This window comes from Psychrilyobacter sp. (assembly GCF_049671765.1).
Classification (GTDB): Bacteria; Fusobacteriota; Fusobacteriia; order Fusobacteriales; family Fusobacteriaceae; genus Psychrilyobacter.
In genome coordinates this window covers 1-16,442 of record NZ_JBATVM010000066.1, presented here as the reverse complement: position 1 = coordinate 16,442, position 16,442 = coordinate 1, and the positions used below count along the sequence as shown (strand labels likewise).

Genomic DNA, 16,442 nt, shown 5'->3' with positions numbered 1-16,442 from the left:
AAACCACTGTGTCGAACTGCTCCTAAAAAAGTTCCATATGAAATCCAATATTTAATATTATTTTTTTTACATATTTCATCTACAACTAGAAGCATTTTTAACATTCTTTTTTGAGCTTCTTTAAGTTGAATATTTTTATCCATTTTAACACTCCATTTATTATTATTTTTATCCATTTAATTCATAAATATATCTTTCAATCATTTTTTCTGTTATATATTTTTTTTCAAATAATTTTCTTGAATTTTCAGATAATTCTTCTATATTAAATTTACCTGATAAAATATCTTTAAACAATACTTTCAACTCATTTTTGTTGGGCGATAATAAAAAACCATTACAACGATCTTTAACTAGCTCAGGAATTCCACCTACATTAGTTGAAATAATAGGTAACCCCTCTCTTAGAGCTTCTATTATTGCAATTGGTAAACCTTCATCATAACTCATTAATATATATATATCATTTTTTCTCAATTGTTCTCCTACATTATCTATACTTCCTAAAAAAGTTATTTTTTTTAATTCTTTCTTTCTTACTGCGTTTTCTAACTTTTCTCTTCCTGGTCCATCTCCCGCAAATGTTATAGTAAGTCTTGACTTCAAACTTTCTTCTAGATTTTCATAAGCTGAAACTATTATATCTTGTCCTTTTCTTTCATTAATTGTAGCAACACAAATCAAATTGTAATTTTCTTTATTCTTTACTATTTTATAATTGCTTTTATCTTCTATTCCATTATGAATAACTTTCACTTTCTGTGGATCTATAAAAGGGTAAAGTTTTAAAAATAAACTTTTTGAAGCATCAGATACAAATATAATCTTCTCCACTCTTAATAGTATTTGTTTTTCTATTTTTCTTAAATATTTTTCAAAAAGTGTGTTTTTTACCTTTGGAAAATAAGTTAACAACATTTTCCAAGTATCTCCATTAGAATGAATTACTAACACAGATTTTTTCGCTTTTTTTACAAATTTATAATAGTAAAAAATTGAGAATATATCATGAAAAAGTAAGACATCTTCATCCTTCTTTGAATTTAATAAATAATTTTTTACCGCTTTTCTTCCGTTCCTAAAATACTGAAGATAAATAGATATAATATTAAAAAGATAGTTTTTTTCTAAAAGCTTTTTTATCTCAAAATTTCTTTTAAGATTTTTATTTTTTCGATGAGTAGTTATACTTCCTATATTTGAGCTATACAAGTTCACCACTTTAATTTTAGAATTAATAATAAAATTTTCATATATTTCTTTTACAACTTTTGATGCTCCATTTTTAGCATTTGGATTTCCAACAAACAATATTCCTATCTTCACTTTAACTGCCCTCCTTTAAACTAAACTTAAAAATATATGGTATCATATTATAAATACCATCTGCATCTTTACTTAAAATAATTCTAAAAAAGTAAAGAGATAAATAACCTATTAAACTCATAATTATTAATAATCTTTTATTTTTATATTTTTCAAAAAATTCATCTAAAAATAATAGAATAAATACTAAGTCTACTACATATAACATATTAACAATCCTTTCATGGAATACTCCTTGATTATTTAATAAAATAAATAATAATAATGACAGAAAATATATTCCAAATATTTTAGTTTTCCTAAGTTTGAACTTACCTAGTAATATAATTAAAGCTATGATTAATTTCAAATAAAATCCCTTTGTATAACCGATAATTGAAGGCGGATAAATAAATAAATAATAATAAATTTTATGATTTATATCGGGAAATGGCGAATATTTATAAATAAATAATAATAATAATTCTAGTATTTTTAATTTAGTTATTAATAATGCTAGAATTAGCAATTGAATTCTATATTTTTTTATCTTAGTCAAAGGGAGTATAATGAATATAAAAAATACACTTCTATGAAATAAACTCCCAATCAATATATATATATAAGCTTTTCTATTTTCATTATTACACCAAAAAGCATAAGCTACAAATAAAAAACTACTCATCAAACCATGTCTTATTATGTTAAAATTATGACTAAAATAAAACAAACATAGATAAGAAAATAAAACAATATTAAAGTCTATTTTAAATATTTTACTTCCTTTATGTATATTGAACAAATTAATCAATACAGTCGTCAATAATACAAATTTATAATTTCCGGTTATATGGAACCAAAATAAGTTTATTAATTTATATCCTATTTCCATACTTGAATCTATTGCATTAAAATAATTTTTATATGAATTATAATCTGCTCCTAAATCATTTCTATAGACGGTTACTACAATCAATGAAAGAGATAATAGTAACCTTAATAATTTCCCTATATATTGTTTTCTTATTAATACTTGAGTTATTCCTAGTACATATAAATAAATATATACTAGCATTTTTTATTCCTAAACTCCTTCACTATTTTTACTATATACTCCAACTCTTCCTCGCTCAAAGTTGGAAACATTGGTAAACTTACTTCCCTTTTATAAAAGTCTTCCGCTACTGGAAAGTCTCCCCATTTATAACCAAATTGTTTTTTATAATAAGGCATTGTATGAACTGGAATATAGTGTACTTGAACATATATATTGTTTTTTCTTAAATAGTTAAAAAATTCTAACCTAATATTTTTATCTTTTACTTTTACAGGAAATAAATGGTATGAATTTAAATTCTTTGGTTTCCCTTCTAAATTTTTATATTTTTCCTCTTCAATCCATTCTTTAGTAAAATAATTTGTTGGTAACTCTAACCATTTTAAATCTTTAAATTGCTCTTCATAAAATTTTGCTATTTTATTTCTATTGAAGATAGATTTGTTTAGTTTTTCCATTTGAGTGATTCCAAGAGCACATTGCATATCTGTAATTCTATAATTATATCCTAATTCTTGCATCTCATAGTACCAAGGTCCGTGATTTTCTATTAAGTCATCCTGATTCTTAGTTATTCCATGTGTTCTAAATAATAAAAGTTTCTTGTAAACTTCTACATCATTAGTTAGTACCATTCCACCTTCTCCAGTTGCCACATGTTTTACTGGATGAAACGATAATATTGTAGCGTCTGCATAATCAACTATTGAATTCCCATCTCTTTTTGATCCTATCGCGTGAGCTGCATCATGGATAATTTTTAAATTATACTTATCCGCTATCTCTCTAATTTTTTTTAGATCTACAGGATAGCCTGCAAATGATACAGGAGTTACAACTTTTGTTTTATCTGTTATAGCTTCTTCCAATTTTTTAATATCAAGATTATAGTTATCTTTATCTATATCTACAAATTTAGGAATTCCCTCTAAATATAAAGCCCCATTAGCAGAAGCAGCAAAAGTAATAGGAGAAGTTATAAACTCATCACCTTTTTCTAGTCCTACTGCATAATATGCTGCATGAAGTGCAGCAGTTCCATTTGATACCGCTACTGCATATTTACAATTGTGATACTTTGCTACTCTCTCTTCAAACTCTTGAACCTTTGGCCCTTGAGTCATATAATCAGATTGCAATGTTTCTAAAACCGCTTCTATATCTTTTTTATCTATAAATTGTCTTCCATATGATATTGGCTTCATCTATACACTCCTTATTTTTCTATTAATTCCCACTGTAATGGAGTTCCAAATTCTATATCTAATTTGGCTTTTTCCCCTAGTATTTCTTTATAGTATTTAGGAGACATTCCATCTCCTGGTCTGATACTTCTAACATTTTTTTCTGTTAAAATTTCACCTTTTTTTATATCTTTTACTACAAATAAAGATCTAGAGAATTTCCTACTTTTAATCTTTGATTCAGTCAAAGAATAATCTACTACCCCTAAAGTTTTTTCAACTTCTCTAACTCTATCCACCATTTCTTTGAATTCTTCTGGTGTCATAGAAAAACTAGCATCAGGTCCACCTATTTCTCTGTCTAATATAAAATGCTTTTCAATCACTTCAGCCCCAAGAGTAGTAGCAGCAACTGGAACAGCACTTCCCATTGTATGATCAGATAGCCCTACCTTTACACCAAATTTATCTTTCATATCTACCATAGTTCTTAGATTTGCATCTTCTAATTTTGCAGGGTATTGAGATGTACACTTTAATAATGTTATGTCATTATTTCCCATTTTTTTACATGCTTCTACTGCTTCATATATTTCTTCTAAAGTTGCAACTCCTGTTGACATAATCATAGGCTTTCCTTTAGAAGCCATATACTCTATTAGTGGGATATCCATTATTTCAAAAGAAGCTACCTTATATATTGGATTCCCACATTCTTCTAATAAATCAACTGCTGTTTTATCAAAAGGTGTAGAGAATAAAGTTATTCCAATTTCTTTTGCATATTCAAATAATTCTTTATGCCACTCCCAAGGAGTAGAAGCTTCTTTATATAGATCATATAAATTCATTCCATCCCAAAGTGATGTCCCTTTAACTTTAAATAATTCCTTGTTACAATCAATAGTTATAGTATCAGCAGTGTATGTTTGAATTTTTACTGCGTCAGCACCTAATTCTTGTAATTTTTTCATTGTTTTTTTTACAATTTCAACATCATTACCATGATTTGCTGAAATTTCTCCAATAATAAATGTATTACTCATCATCTCTCCTCTTAGTCATTTAAATTTATTATTCTTAATATACCCTCTAACTTATTTTTATCTTTTATTTTTAGAATATAATAACCATTTCTTGTTGTACTATCTTTAATAACTTCATTAAATTTAGAATTAATATTTGATCGTACAACTGTTTCTGGATATTTTTTTTCTACTCTTCTAAAATTCATTAAATCAATTTCATCAAAAATAAATTTAACAACAGAATTATCATCTAAACTAGGTTTAATATTTTTTTCAAGTTTATTTCCTAATGCCACATCTAAAGTTAGCTTTAAAAAATCTATTCCTGTTGATAATTTCACCATATCTTGTCCTATAAAATCTCCTCCCATTCTTCCTGCTATTTCAATAATTTTAATTTTTCCATCATTAATTTTTACTTCTGAATGAGAAGCTCCATTAACTATTCCAAGTGCTTCTAAGGAAGCTATTATTATTTCAATTACCTTAGTTTTACTTTCATTAGATATTCTTGCTGGTTGTAGATGTCCCAATTCTATAAAATTAGGAGAACCAGTTGTAAATTTTTCGGTGATTTGTAAGATTTGATGTTTTCCATTTTGAGAAATAGTTTCTATACTATATTCTTTTCCCTCAATATACTCTTCTATTAAAACATCATCTAGAAAAGAAACTTGTTTAGAATTTTTTATTGCAGCTTCTAATTCTTCTTCTTTTTCTACTTTGTTTATCCCTCTACTTCCAGATCTATCAATTGGTTTCACTATCATAGGAAAGTTAAGTTCTTTTATATCTAAATCTTCTTTTTCTTTAATTACTTTATACCAAGGACAAGGCAATCCTTTTTCTGATAACCTATCCCTCATTTTTAATTTATTTGTAGTTCGTTCTGTCGCTTCTAAAGAATTTCCTACTAAATCAAGTTCTTTAGCTATGTAATTTACTGTTGGCATCCCTATATCTGTTGCAACTGTACAAACAGCATCTATTTTCAACTCCTTCGCTATTTTTAATATTTCTTCTTTTTCAATTATACTAATTGGATAAAAAAAATTGGCTCTTTTTTTTGCAACTGCTCCTTCAACAAAAGCAAATACATGAGTTTCATATCCTAAATTATTTGCTTTTTCAACTAGTCTATCTTGAAGCTCATTAGCACCGAGTATTATAATTTTTTTCATTTTTTTCTCCCATGCTCATTTATAAGTTTAATAATCTTTCTTACCTTTAATTCATCAAAACAAAAATCGTTAAATAAATTTATAACTTCTTTTTCTAATTTTTTTGCATTCTTACCATTCCCATTTCCAAACAAATCAACTAACGATTTATAATGTTGGCTCGCAAACAGCTTCTGTTCAAATATCTTTTTTATTACTGCATCACTATTGTCTAATAATATAATATATCTCCAATTGTTTTGAGGATAAAAAGTTTTGAACTTTTTATCTATTCCTTTTTCATATAAATCATTTAATTGATTTTTTTTTAATTTAATTTCATTTATTTTCTCCGAAACTATTTTTTGGTATTCACTAAAATTTAGCAATGGCTCTCTTAAATCTAGCCATTCATTTTCAATATAATTAAATTTTTTATTAGTTATCAATGTTTTTTTATAAGCTTTATATATTTTTATATAATCTTGTTCATTATAACTAAAATCTATATTTTTAAGCTCGAAATTAGTATTATGCAAAATACCAAAACCACCATATCCTATATTAACAACTTTTGCTTGACCCGTGCTATAAACTGTTAAATCTGCCAAACTATCTTGATGTGAAAAATCTGGGTATGATAAACACTTATCGTGAATAATAATTAATTCTTTATTTAGATCCCTCAATTTTTTAAAATTATTACTAAAATCTTTTTCTATACCATAAGCATTCACAAATAATAACCCTATTATATTTTTATTTTTTCTTATTTTTTCTTCTACCTCTTTAAAATCACAGCAAAATGTATCTAATTCTATATCAATAAATTCAAATTCTATTTTTGCTTTCATAAAAGTCAATGGGACAATTGGACAAATATTTGCAGGTAATAATAAAACACCTTTTTTCTTTATCGATCTTATAAACTCAAAAATAACTGAACTTGCTCTGTTTTTAAAAATAATTTTTCTATCCATAAGTTCTCCTATTTTAATAATTCTAAAATTATTCTTTCAGTTCCTTTTCCATCAATAATTTTTAAGTTATTAAAACTCAAAGTTATTTCAAGATTTTCTATAGTTTCTATCACTTTATACCTTAATCTATTTAGCGCATTAGCAGTATTTTTTTGATTATCTGCTGTTAATATCGGAATAAATGGTGTTTTTTAAAAAAATAATTCATGAATGGTCTGTCCACAAGCTGAAATAACTAAATCTATTTTTTCCATTTTCGTCTTCACTTCTTGAGCAGTTAATTTTGAAATTAGTTTCGTTTTAGTTGTCGAAACTTTTTCTATTTCATCTAAATTATCAAAATTTTTACTTACCATTATCTCAATCTTTAAATATTTATTATATTTTTTTAACTTGTTCAAAATTTTAGGCACTGCATTTGTTAAATCAGTTCCTCCTACTGTTATTAAAACAGATTCTATTTTCTTTCTTTTGGATTTACAATACCTGAAAACTCTTTTCTCAATATTATATACGAACTTCCAAGTAAGTATTGACTTTTCTCTTTTCTTTTATACGTCATTATTTCTCCACTCACGTACTTCCATTTTTAGTGCATCATTTACTTCGTTAATATTTATAAATTACATATTTTTTCCTCCAATAATTCCGCTACTATTTTATTTTTTCCGCTTCCGTCTATTATTTTTTTTAGATCTTTCTTATCTTTTAATGATTGTTTTATTTCTTTTAAAAACTCAACATTTAAATCTTCAATTATATACATATCAAATTTTTTAAGTATTCTAGCATTTTTTTTTTGATTAGTTGCTGTAACTACTCCTAAAAATGGCACTCTTAAAATAAGTAATTCTTGTATTGTCTGCCCACACGCTGTAATTGCAAAATCTGAACTTTCCATTATTTTTTTCATTTCTTTTGCACAAAGATTATATATTAATTTTGTTTTAGCTGTCATAGTATTTTTTATTTCATCTAAATTATGGAAGTTTTTACTTATTATGACATTGATTTCAAAATTTTCATCTATCTCTTTTAAATATTTTAAAAGTTTAGGAGTTAGATTATTTAAATCGGTTCCCCCTACTGTTATTAATATTTTTTCTATTTTTTCTTTTCTTTTATGCTTTGAAACTTCATTAAATTCTTTTCTTAAAATCATGTAATCTTTTCCTAATAAATATTCTATATTTTTATTTTTGGGATACTCTAATTCTGATCCGTATAATGATGGATTTACAACAATACTTTTAGGATAATCTAATCTCATATTATCATCTATAATTAACATTTTTTTTGTATTTTCAGATAACCAATTATAGACTTCTAATTCTGTTAAATAAGAATCAATTATTATATAATCTTCCTTAGATATTTTTTTAGATAAATAATTTATATCTTTCCAGTCTACATTTTTATAGCTTTTACCTTCTAATATCCCTTCAATTCCTTTTCCAAATACTAAAAATTCAACTTCTAAATTATATTTTTCTATTTCTTCATACAGTGCTGAACATCTTGTTATATGCCCAAATCCTATTCCTTCTCCACCTTCAGTTAAAATAAATACTTTATTTTTCTTCATTTAACTTCTCCTCTAAAAAAATTCCAGCTCTATTTAAATCTTGTTTTTTAATAAGTTTAATAGCTTCTAATAGCTCTTCTTTCAGTGAGTTACATACTATTTTCTGTTCAACATTTGAATTTAAAGCTTTTATCCATGGTTTTTTTTGAAATAATACAACTATTTTATTCATATCAAAATAATTATCTTTTTCATATAAATAATCAAAGACACTGCATAATAAATTATAATCTTCTTTTGTATCAAGAGTTATTCTTATGTCATGATAGTCTTCTTTATTTACTAAGTGACCTATTTTAAATTTATTTGGATTAGTTTTATAGATATATGGTGTTACATGCTCTAATTCAATTTTTTCTTTTGCTTTTTTATTAGCTTCTTCTAAAACTTCCATATTAAAAATTTCGCAATCCAATCCATGGGGATAACTTCTTTTTAGTCCATTTGATGTATAATCATTTTTTTCTTCTAAGTGCTTTTTTATCAAATTATCTAATATTTTAGGATCTATACACGGACAATCACTTGTTATTCTTACTATTTTATCTGCACTTACTAATTTAGCAGCACCATAATATCTTGAAAGTACATTATCTTCAGACCCTCTAAAGACTTCTACGCCATGTTCTTTTGCTTTATTTTCAATTAGATTATCTGTTTCATTATTTGTAGTTGCTATAACAATTTTATTGATATATTTAGATTTTTTCACTCTATCTAATACATTCTCTAATACAGTTTTACCGCCTCCAAAAGGAAGTGGCAAAAGTACTTTATTAGGAAGTCTAGAAGAAGTAGTTCTTGCTTGTATTATACAAACTATATTCTTCATTCTTCCTCCTATTAAAATTCAATATCTAACTTATTTATCATTTCTCTTAATTCTATGACATTTAACCATTTTTTATTTGTGCCTGAGTTATATTCCCAGTTTTCTTCTATTAACTTTCCACCTTCTTTAAAGTAATCTTTTATATTCCACCACTCAAAATTAGGATAAATAATATAGTAATTTCCGTATTCATAAGTACCTCTAGAATCATCACTTGTAATCATACATTCATCTAATTTTTCTCCCTCTCTAATTCCTACTATTTTCATAGTTCCATTTGGATTAATAGCCTCTGCTATATCAGTTACTTTATATGATGGATTTTTAAATACAAATGTTTCTCCACCTTTTGACTCTTCTAGTGCTAAGAATACTAAGTCTACTGCCTCTTCTAAAGTCATCCAAAATCTAGTCATTCTCTCATCCGTTATAGGTAATTCTGTTTTCCCTTGAGCTAATAGTTGTTTGAAAAATGGTAATATTGATCCTCTACTTCCAGATACATTTCCATATCTTACAGCTGAAAATATTGTTCCAAAATCTCCTGTATATGCATTGGCTGCAATAAATAGTTTGTCAGAAACTAACTTTGTTCCTCCATATAGATTAATCGGATTTACAGCTTTATCAGTCGACAGAGCTACTACTTTTTTTACCCCTCTATCTAATGCGGCATCTATGATATTTTGAGCTCCATTTATATTGGTTTTGATAGCCTCCATTGGATTATATTCACATGCAGGTACTTGCTTCATTGCAGCAGCATGTACTACATAGTCTACTCCATGAAATGCTCTTTGCAATCTTTCTTTATCTCTAATATCTCCTATGAAATATCTAATTTTAGAAGCTTTTTCTTCTCCTAATTTAGCTATGAAAGTTTTTTTCATTAAATCTTGTTTAAATTCATCTCTTGATAAAATTATTATCTTCTTAGGTTCGTAGTTATTTAGAACTCTCTCTGTAAAAGCCTTTCCAAAAGACCCTGTTCCACCTGTGATTAATATTGTTGAATTATTTAACATTTATTTCCTCCTTTACTTCTGTATATTATAGATTTTATTAGCTATTTTTTGAGTTGCATTACCAGTATAACCTGGTATATTTTTTTCTAAATATTTTTTTCTTAATTCTTGACTTTTATGGAAAATAAAATTAGAATCAAGAATTTTTTTCATATCAAAATTAAAATTTAAAAAATAACAATATTTTAAAAACTCTGCTTCTTTCACGCTTTTCATATAGTCATCTATTGATCCATGAAGAGTTAATGTTGGAACTCCTACTATTATACTTTGATTTAAAACGCTAGAATGAATCGATATTGTTAAATCAATTTTTGTTAAAATTTCATCAATTGTTCCTTCTATAAGAGTTATATTAGACATGTTTTCTCTATAGTTCTTTATAGTATCTCGTGGATGTAATTTTAAAAAGAATTCAATCTTATCTGTTTTTAATTTATTAATTTCCCTTAAAATAACTTTATAATCTTTTGAAAATGAATCTGGTTGGGTAAAAATACAATATTTTAATTTTTTATTGGCTTGCTTATAACTATTATAATAATTATCATACATTGTAGGTCCTAGATAAGAAAAAGTATCAACACTATTCAATTTATTTAGTTCTTTTGATGTAGAAATATCCCAACAGAATATTTCGCGTGACCAATCATATTTTGGTAAATTATAAAATCCAAACAAAACATGTTGTATTGTATAAACTTTCACATTTTTTTCTATTGTGAACAAAACATCACATGCGGCTCTTTGGTTTATTACTTCGGTGTTAACTAAAATATCACTCTTTGAAAAAATGTTTTTATAACTCATTTTTTTCAAAAGATTTTCAAAATAATAAATAGATAATTCTTTTCTTATTTCTTCAATACTAAATTCAATTCCCTTTATTTGAATATTTTTATTTTGTTTTGGAGTCCTTAAAGTTTTTATAATAGCAAGTATTATTTCTTTAAAACTAACAAATTCTAAAATTTCAATTTTCGATGTCAAAGCATTAAATGGTTTACTTATAGTATTTTTATCTATTAATTCATATACTTTTAATTGCCTTTTTTTTGCTTCTAATATCAAATTTTTTAACGTATCTTGTTGAGTTGATGTTCTTAAATGAAAAACCACTTTTTTTTCTTTTTTAATTTTTTTTAATTTCCTATATTTTTTTTTCGATATTATCATAAGAATACGAATTAATTTCAAAATATCCCTTTCTATAAATTTTATTGAATTCGTATGAGATGTCTTTAAAAAAATAACTTCTTGATGTTTAAAATACATTGCAATATAATAATTTAAAAAATAACTTCTTTCATAAAATTTACTTTTAATTGTCTCACCTTCACCAAAATTAAAAAAAATATGCTCTTTTTTAGGATTACCACCTAGTAAAAATATTTTTTCTATTTCTTTAAATTCAATTATTTCTTTCATTTTTTCAATAACATTAAATATTGGTTTTATAATTTTCATATAAAACATATTTATATTTGGATAAATATAAGTTTCATATTCTTCTTTTGAAAAATATTTTTGTAATTTTTCAAAAAAAATAAGAGTTTCACTTATCAAATTTTCTTCATATTCATTCGAAAATACATCTATATAAATAGAATTTTTAATTTGCTTTGCAACTATTCTAGATGTTGTAAGAATAACAATATCCCCTTTTATTTTTTTTAAATATTTCATTTCTTTTTCTGAATTTAAAAGTACTAAACATTGCATTTTTTCACCAAACCTTCTTCTAATATTTTTTTAAACTTAAATAAATCCAGTAAAGAAAATAATATATACTTTTTAATATGCCGATTTTTTCTTCTTTGTAATACACATTAAAATGTGGTTTAATAATTTTTAATTTATTGCCTGTAACTGATCCTTTAAATACTCTGTACGAAGCTAACACCTCTGAATTTCCATAAACTTTATTTCCACTTTTTAATAATTTTAACCACATTACATAATCATCACGATAACTTCCTAAAGCTTCATTGAAATAAACTTTTTTTATTTTTTGTGTGTCATATATAGTAGTTAGACATGTCATTGTACAGCTCTTTAATAATTTATTATAGTTGGTTTCTTTTGGGACAATGAATGGAGTTAATATTTCTTCTCCTTTTTCATTAATTCGTCTATATGATCCTGATACAATATTTACTTTTTTATCTTGAAGAAATTTGATTTGTTTTTCTAAAAAATCTTGATCCCAAATATCATCACTATCTAAATAAACTATAAACCTACCTATAGCTTTTTTTAGCGAATTATTTCTAGCTTTCGCAGAGCCACCATTTTTTTGATTAAAATATTTTATTCTTGAATCTTTTTCAGAGTATTCTTTTAATATTTCCTCACTATTATCTTTTGAACCGTCATTTGTTGCCAGTAATTCCCAATTTTTATATGTTTGATCTCTAATACTTTTTAATGTTATTTCTATATATTTTTCACTATTATATATAGGCATAATTATCGATACTAATTCTTGCATTCTCCCTCCTAACCTCTATCTAGTTTATAAGCTAAATCTCTTGCTTCAATAACATTATCCTCAATTGAACAATATTTCCAGGCACCATATCTTCCAGCAGTATATATTTGACTGTTATTTAATTCTTTTTCTACCATTTCAAAATTTTCGTTTGATTCTTTTGAAACATGAACATATGCTGGATTCATAACTAACGTTGAATATTCCTCGAGTTCATGTTCATCTATTATTCCTACTTTTTTTAAATTTATTAATGTTTTTTTCAACTCTTCTTCAACATTAATAATCGCCCCTTCTTTAAATCCGATTTCTACATAAAGACTCGCTTTATTAAAATCAAGAATATTGTCATAAAATCCAACTCTATAAAAATTTAATTCTTTTTCTGGATAGTATATCCAATGTGTATCTTCGTATAGAGATTTTTTATTAAATCCTAAATTAAAAACTAAAACTTTATTTGAAGTATATACTTCATCCCTTTTATCCACCATTTCTATAAATTTATTAAATGGTGATGTATTTATCAAATACTCATATTCAATTTCTTCAACTTCCGTTTTTATAACTTTTCTTTTTTTATCAATTTCTTTTACCGCTGTATTTAATTTAATATTATTTTTATCTAATTTAGTTAATAGTGAATCAATAAATACTTTTGCACCTTTTTTAGGATATAAAAAAGTATTATTATAAGAAGAATTATTATTATTATTATTTTTCATATTCGATATTACTTCTTTTATATCTGCGTAAGGAAAAAAACGCCCCATAGAATTAACATCTAGCTTGTTTAATTCACAGGCATATAGCTTTTCGTTATACGGCTTTAAAAAAGATTCGGTTATCCCTTTCCCAAATTTTCCATATAACATCTCTTCAAAATTTTCATACCTTTCCTTCTCTTCTTTATTAAATAGGTAGTACAAACATTCAATAAAATCTTCTTTTTTTAATTGATGAATATTTTTTTGAAAAGGATAATCTATAAGTGTTTCATGAAAAAATATTTTAGTATTTTTCTCTTTAAAAATCAACTCTTCTTCAGGTATATCTTTTAAAAACATTTCCTTAATTTCTTTATCTGCAAAGTGAAAAAAATGTCCTGCATAATCCCATATAAAGTCTTTTTTATAAATTGTTCTACAATATCCTCCAACTTCCGATTCCTTTTCAAGAATTAAATAATCTTCTGATTTTAAATAACTGGCAAATGAAAGACCAGTTACCCCTCCACCTATTATTAAATATTTTATTTTTTTTATTTTCATTCCTTAACTCCTCCTATCATCCCTCTCAACCCATCCTTCATACTCTCTACAGGTTGATTATTTCCTTTAAATTGTAAACTACCGTATAATCTTACCATTATATTTGGTTTTACCTTACACAATAATTTATAGATGAAGTCCGGGAATTTAATTAAAATCACTTTTTTATCTAATCCCTCTCCTATCCCTTCTACCATCTGTTTTATAGATACTGCTTCTCCATCTGTTGGGATATATATTCCTCTTTCTTCTTTGTCTATTACTTTCTTAGTCAGTTCCAATAAATTATTTATCGAAACTATACTCCTCTTATTTTCATTGTAGTTAAAAGGCAAAATCGGAAATTTCTTTACTAATTTTACAAGGTTAGTCATATTTCCTTTTACCCCTGCACCATAGATCATAGGTGGTCTAATACACATCACTTGAAACACATCACTCGTTACTTGTTCCTCTTCACTGCTTTTTCCTTCTAACTGCCTTAAAATCTCTTCAGCTTCATATTTACTTTGCCCATAGGGATCATTGGGTTTACATTCTGAGTTAATATCCAAAACAAAATTATGATTATATAGATCGCCATCATATCCATAGACCTTTACTGTCGAATAAAACACAAAATGCCTTACACCATTTTCTTTAGCTCTTACTGCTAATTTTTCAGTCAGGTCTCTATTGATTTCAAAATATTTTTCTTCTGGTGCACCTTTCATCTGATGAACTAAAGCTGCTAGATGAAGTACACAATCTATATCTTTAAAATCTATATCTTCTACTTTAGTAGTTCGTAGACTTATAGGTACAATATCATACCGGTCACTATATTTTTCAATAAAGTTGATACCTACAAACCCACTGGCTCCCGTAACTATAATTTTTTTCTTTTTCTCCATGACAAACTCCTCGACGTAGACTAAATTCTGACTTTTTAGAATTTACAAATACTAAATTCAACTTTCTCCAACACAGAGACCTAGAGGTCACTGAGATTCTCAGAGTTTTTTCTAGTTTTTAACCATAAAATACCTGTTTTTTCTCTGCGTTCCTTCGTGTACTCTTTTAACTCTGCGTTGATATCTTTTTTTTATTTATTTGTTTTTACTATTAATCACTCTAGATATTCCACTCACCAATACTTCTACATTGAAGTTTATTAATAAACCTAACTCTTTTTTAGACAACCTCAAATAAGTTAACAGTTGTGCTTTATGAATTTTTTCTACCTTCTCAATTGCTTTTAATTCTATTATAATTTTATCCTCAACTAAAATATCAATTCTATATGAATTTTCTATAAGGGTACCCTTATAATTAATTGGAAGCATTACTTGTTTTTCATATTTTAATCCTATTTTTTTAACTCAACACATAGAGACTCTTCATAAGATTTTTCTAATAATCCAGCTCCTAAAAATTTATGTACCTCTATAGCTGCTCCTATTACTTTACTACTTAAATCATTTAGCTTCATAAATAACCTCCGCACATCTTTGTGTCCTCTTTAACTTTGCGTTGATATCTTTTATTTGCGACAAATTAGTATCTCTTCGTAGCTCCTACCAATTCTTGATGCTCCCCTAACAACTTTTCATCTTTCACCACTTGCTTATTCTCTATCTTTTTCAATATCTTTAATACTGTAGCTATTATCAGCCACATATCATAGAAAAAACTTTTATTTTTTATATAGTAATGATTTAACTTTATCTTATAAGGTCTGATCTGTTCCATATAAAACTTCTCTGGATCTTCTACCTGATCCATAAGATATTCTTCATCTGAAAATACTATACTCGCTGTAGATGATATACCGCTTCTCACACAAAATATTTCTTTTTCCCATTCAGTATAGCTAGAGAGTCTCCGAGGTAGTTCTGCTCTAGGGCCAATTATTGCCATATCTCCATTTAGTACATTAAATAACTGAGGTAATTCATCTAATTTAGTTTTCCTAATAAACTTTCCAACTTTGGTAATAGCATTTGAACCACCCTTTACCTGCACTCCCCTACCATCTTTATCAAAATCGGTTCTCATACTTCTAAACTTATATATATCAAATTCCCTTATACCTTTAGTCAGTCTTTTTTGCTTAAATAATATAGGGCCCTTAGATTCTAATTTTATAGCAACAGCTACAATCAGCATCACAGGCCAAAATATTAATATAGCTACAAGACTAGCCACAAAATCAAATATTCTTGTCATAACTTTCTCCTATCTTAATTTTTTCATAAAGTAACATTTTTTGACACAGATTACACAGATCTAAAACCTAATTAACTCAGATCTAAAATTCATTTTTCTTAGTTTAAACCTATCTTTAGTTTTGACTTCAACTCTTTTTCTAGATGTTATCCTACTTCTCAGAATATCTCTTGCGAGTTTCGTCGTACCCATTATGCCCGTCAGGTATCCCACTAAGAAACGGGAATCCATGGTCTCACTCTATAACATCATTTAGAAAAAGTTTGCTTTTCTTTGGTTCGTTTCTTTTTCAGATAAAAAGTAAATGAACCCGTAT

General features: G+C 26.2%; 16 protein-coding genes and 1 pseudogene. All 17 read right to left on the bottom strand.

The genetic code is table 11. From position 1 onward, the window contains the following. On the bottom strand, nt 1-95 hold a 95-nt coding region (locus WBG30_RS03530; protein ID WP_424503266.1), incomplete at its 3' end, for a LicD family protein. 73 nt (nt 96-168) lie between these two features. Continuing rightward, nucleotides 169-1,326 carry a glycosyltransferase family 4 protein gene (locus tag WBG30_RS03525; protein WP_424503265.1) on the bottom strand — a complete coding sequence of 386 codons (1,158 nt, stop codon included), beginning with the start codon at nt 1,324-1,326 and terminating at the stop codon, nt 169-171. A 1-nt stretch (nt 1,327) separates the two neighbouring features. After that, complete coding sequence (locus WBG30_RS03520) at nt 1,328-2,380, bottom strand: EpsG family protein (protein ID WP_424503264.1); 1,053 nt, start codon at nt 2,378-2,380, stop codon at nt 1,328-1,330. Beyond that, nucleotides 2,374-3,567, bottom strand: a complete 1,194-nt coding sequence (pseC, locus tag WBG30_RS03515; RefSeq protein WP_424503263.1) for a UDP-4-amino-4,6-dideoxy-N-acetyl-beta-L-altrosamine transaminase — start codon at nt 3,565-3,567, stop codon at nt 2,374-2,376. Before pseC ends, WBG30_RS03520 begins: the two co-directional genes overlap by 7 nt. 11 nt (nt 3,568-3,578) lie before the next feature. Next, entirely contained in the window at nt 3,579-4,592 is a 1,014-nt protein-coding gene (gene pseI / locus WBG30_RS03510) for a pseudaminic acid synthase (RefSeq protein ID WP_424503262.1), read from the bottom strand. An 11-nt stretch (nt 4,593-4,603) separates the two neighbouring features. After that, nucleotides 4,604-5,755 (bottom strand): ATP-grasp domain-containing protein, encoded by a 1,152-nt coding sequence (locus tag WBG30_RS03505; protein ID WP_424503261.1) that lies wholly within the window; start codon nt 5,753-5,755, stop codon nt 4,604-4,606. Beyond that, the gene (locus WBG30_RS03500; RefSeq protein ID WP_424503260.1) at nt 5,752-6,714 is read right to left on the bottom strand and encodes a DegT/DnrJ/EryC1/StrS family aminotransferase; all 963 of its coding nucleotides are present in this window, start codon (nt 6,712-6,714) and stop codon (nt 5,752-5,754) included. The genes WBG30_RS03505 and WBG30_RS03500 overlap by 4 nt, the downstream gene beginning before the upstream one ends. A 191-nt stretch (nt 6,715-6,905) precedes the next feature. After that, entirely contained in the window at nt 6,906-7,115 is a 210-nt protein-coding gene (locus tag WBG30_RS03495) for a hypothetical protein (protein WP_424503259.1), read from the bottom strand. A gap of 215 nt (nt 7,116-7,330) precedes the next feature. After that, nucleotides 7,331-8,299 (bottom strand): UDP-2,4-diacetamido-2,4,6-trideoxy-beta-L-altropyranose hydrolase, encoded by a 969-nt coding sequence (gene pseG / locus WBG30_RS03490; protein WP_424503258.1) that lies wholly within the window; start codon nt 8,297-8,299, stop codon nt 7,331-7,333. Further along, the gene (locus WBG30_RS03485; RefSeq protein ID WP_424503257.1) at nt 8,286-9,131 is read right to left on the bottom strand and encodes a cytidylyltransferase domain-containing protein; all 846 of its coding nucleotides are present in this window, start codon (nt 9,129-9,131) and stop codon (nt 8,286-8,288) included. Before WBG30_RS03485 ends, pseG begins: the two co-directional genes overlap by 14 nt. An 11-nt stretch (nt 9,132-9,142) precedes the next feature. Next, the gene (gene pseB / locus WBG30_RS03480; RefSeq protein WP_424503256.1) at nt 9,143-10,156 is read right to left on the bottom strand and encodes a UDP-N-acetylglucosamine 4,6-dehydratase (inverting); all 1,014 of its coding nucleotides are present in this window, start codon (nt 10,154-10,156) and stop codon (nt 9,143-9,145) included. Nucleotides 10,157-10,168: 12 nt separating this feature from the next. Then, nucleotides 10,169-11,878: a hypothetical protein gene (locus tag WBG30_RS03475; RefSeq protein ID WP_424503255.1), complete on the bottom strand. Its 1,710-nt coding sequence runs from the start codon at nt 11,876-11,878 to the stop codon at nt 10,169-10,171. Between the two features lie 19 nt (nt 11,879-11,897). Further along, on the bottom strand, nt 11,898-12,647 hold the full coding sequence (locus tag WBG30_RS03470; protein ID WP_424503254.1) for a glycosyltransferase family 2 protein: 750 nt from the start codon (nt 12,645-12,647) through the stop codon (nt 11,898-11,900). Between the two features lie 8 nt (nt 12,648-12,655). Further along, the gene (locus tag WBG30_RS03465; RefSeq protein ID WP_424503253.1) at nt 12,656-13,918 is read right to left on the bottom strand and encodes a protoporphyrinogen/coproporphyrinogen oxidase; all 1,263 of its coding nucleotides are present in this window, start codon (nt 13,916-13,918) and stop codon (nt 12,656-12,658) included. Further along, nucleotides 13,915-14,811, bottom strand: a complete 897-nt coding sequence (locus tag WBG30_RS03460; protein WP_424503252.1) for an NAD-dependent epimerase/dehydratase family protein — start codon at nt 14,809-14,811, stop codon at nt 13,915-13,917. Before WBG30_RS03460 ends, WBG30_RS03465 begins: the two co-directional genes overlap by 4 nt. Before the next feature lie 195 nt (nt 14,812-15,006). Continuing rightward, a pseudogene (locus WBG30_RS03455) lies at nt 15,007-15,389 on the bottom strand (GxxExxY protein). Nucleotides 15,390-15,454: 65 nt separating this feature from the next. Beyond that, the gene (locus tag WBG30_RS03450) at nt 15,455-16,126 is read right to left on the bottom strand and encodes a sugar transferase (RefSeq protein ID WP_424503251.1); all 672 of its coding nucleotides are present in this window, start codon (nt 16,124-16,126) and stop codon (nt 15,455-15,457) included. Nucleotides 16,127-16,442: the final 316 nt, after the last annotated feature.

Bases quoted from the DNA above. Each gene is read 5' to 3' on its own strand.
- WBG30_RS03520 (WP_424503264.1), bottom strand. From the start codon at position 2,380: ATGCTAGTATATATTTATTTATATGTACTAGGAATAACTCAAGTATTA.
- pseC (WP_424503263.1), bottom strand. From the start codon at position 3,567: ATGAAGCCAATATCATATGGAAGACAATTTATAGATAAAAAAGATATA.
- pseI (WP_424503262.1), bottom strand. From the start codon at position 4,592: ATGAGTAATACATTTATTATTGGAGAAATTTCAGCAAATCATGGTAAT.
- WBG30_RS03505 (WP_424503261.1), bottom strand. From the start codon at position 5,755: ATGAAAAAAATTATAATACTCGGTGCTAATGAGCTTCAAGATAGACTA.
- WBG30_RS03500 (WP_424503260.1), bottom strand. From the start codon at position 6,714: ATGGATAGAAAAATTATTTTTAAAAACAGAGCAAGTTCAGTTATTTTT.
- pseG (WP_424503258.1), bottom strand. From the start codon at position 8,299: ATGAAGAAAAATAAAGTATTTATTTTAACTGAAGGTGGAGAAGGAATA.
- WBG30_RS03485 (WP_424503257.1), bottom strand. From the start codon at position 9,131: ATGAAGAATATAGTTTGTATAATACAAGCAAGAACTACTTCTTCTAGA.
- pseB (WP_424503256.1), bottom strand. From the start codon at position 10,156: ATGTTAAATAATTCAACAATATTAATCACAGGTGGAACAGGGTCTTTT.
- WBG30_RS03475 (WP_424503255.1), bottom strand. From the start codon at position 11,878: ATGCAATGTTTAGTACTTTTAAATTCAGAAAAAGAAATGAAATATTTA.
- WBG30_RS03470 (WP_424503254.1), bottom strand. From the start codon at position 12,647: ATGCAAGAATTAGTATCGATAATTATGCCTATATATAATAGTGAAAAA.
- WBG30_RS03465 (WP_424503253.1), bottom strand. From the start codon at position 13,918: ATGAAAATAAAAAAAATAAAATATTTAATAATAGGTGGAGGGGTAACT.
- WBG30_RS03460 (WP_424503252.1), bottom strand. From the start codon at position 14,811: ATGGAGAAAAAGAAAAAAATTATAGTTACGGGAGCCAGTGGGTTTGTA.
- WBG30_RS03450 (WP_424503251.1), bottom strand. From the start codon at position 16,126: ATGACAAGAATATTTGATTTTGTGGCTAGTCTTGTAGCTATATTAATA.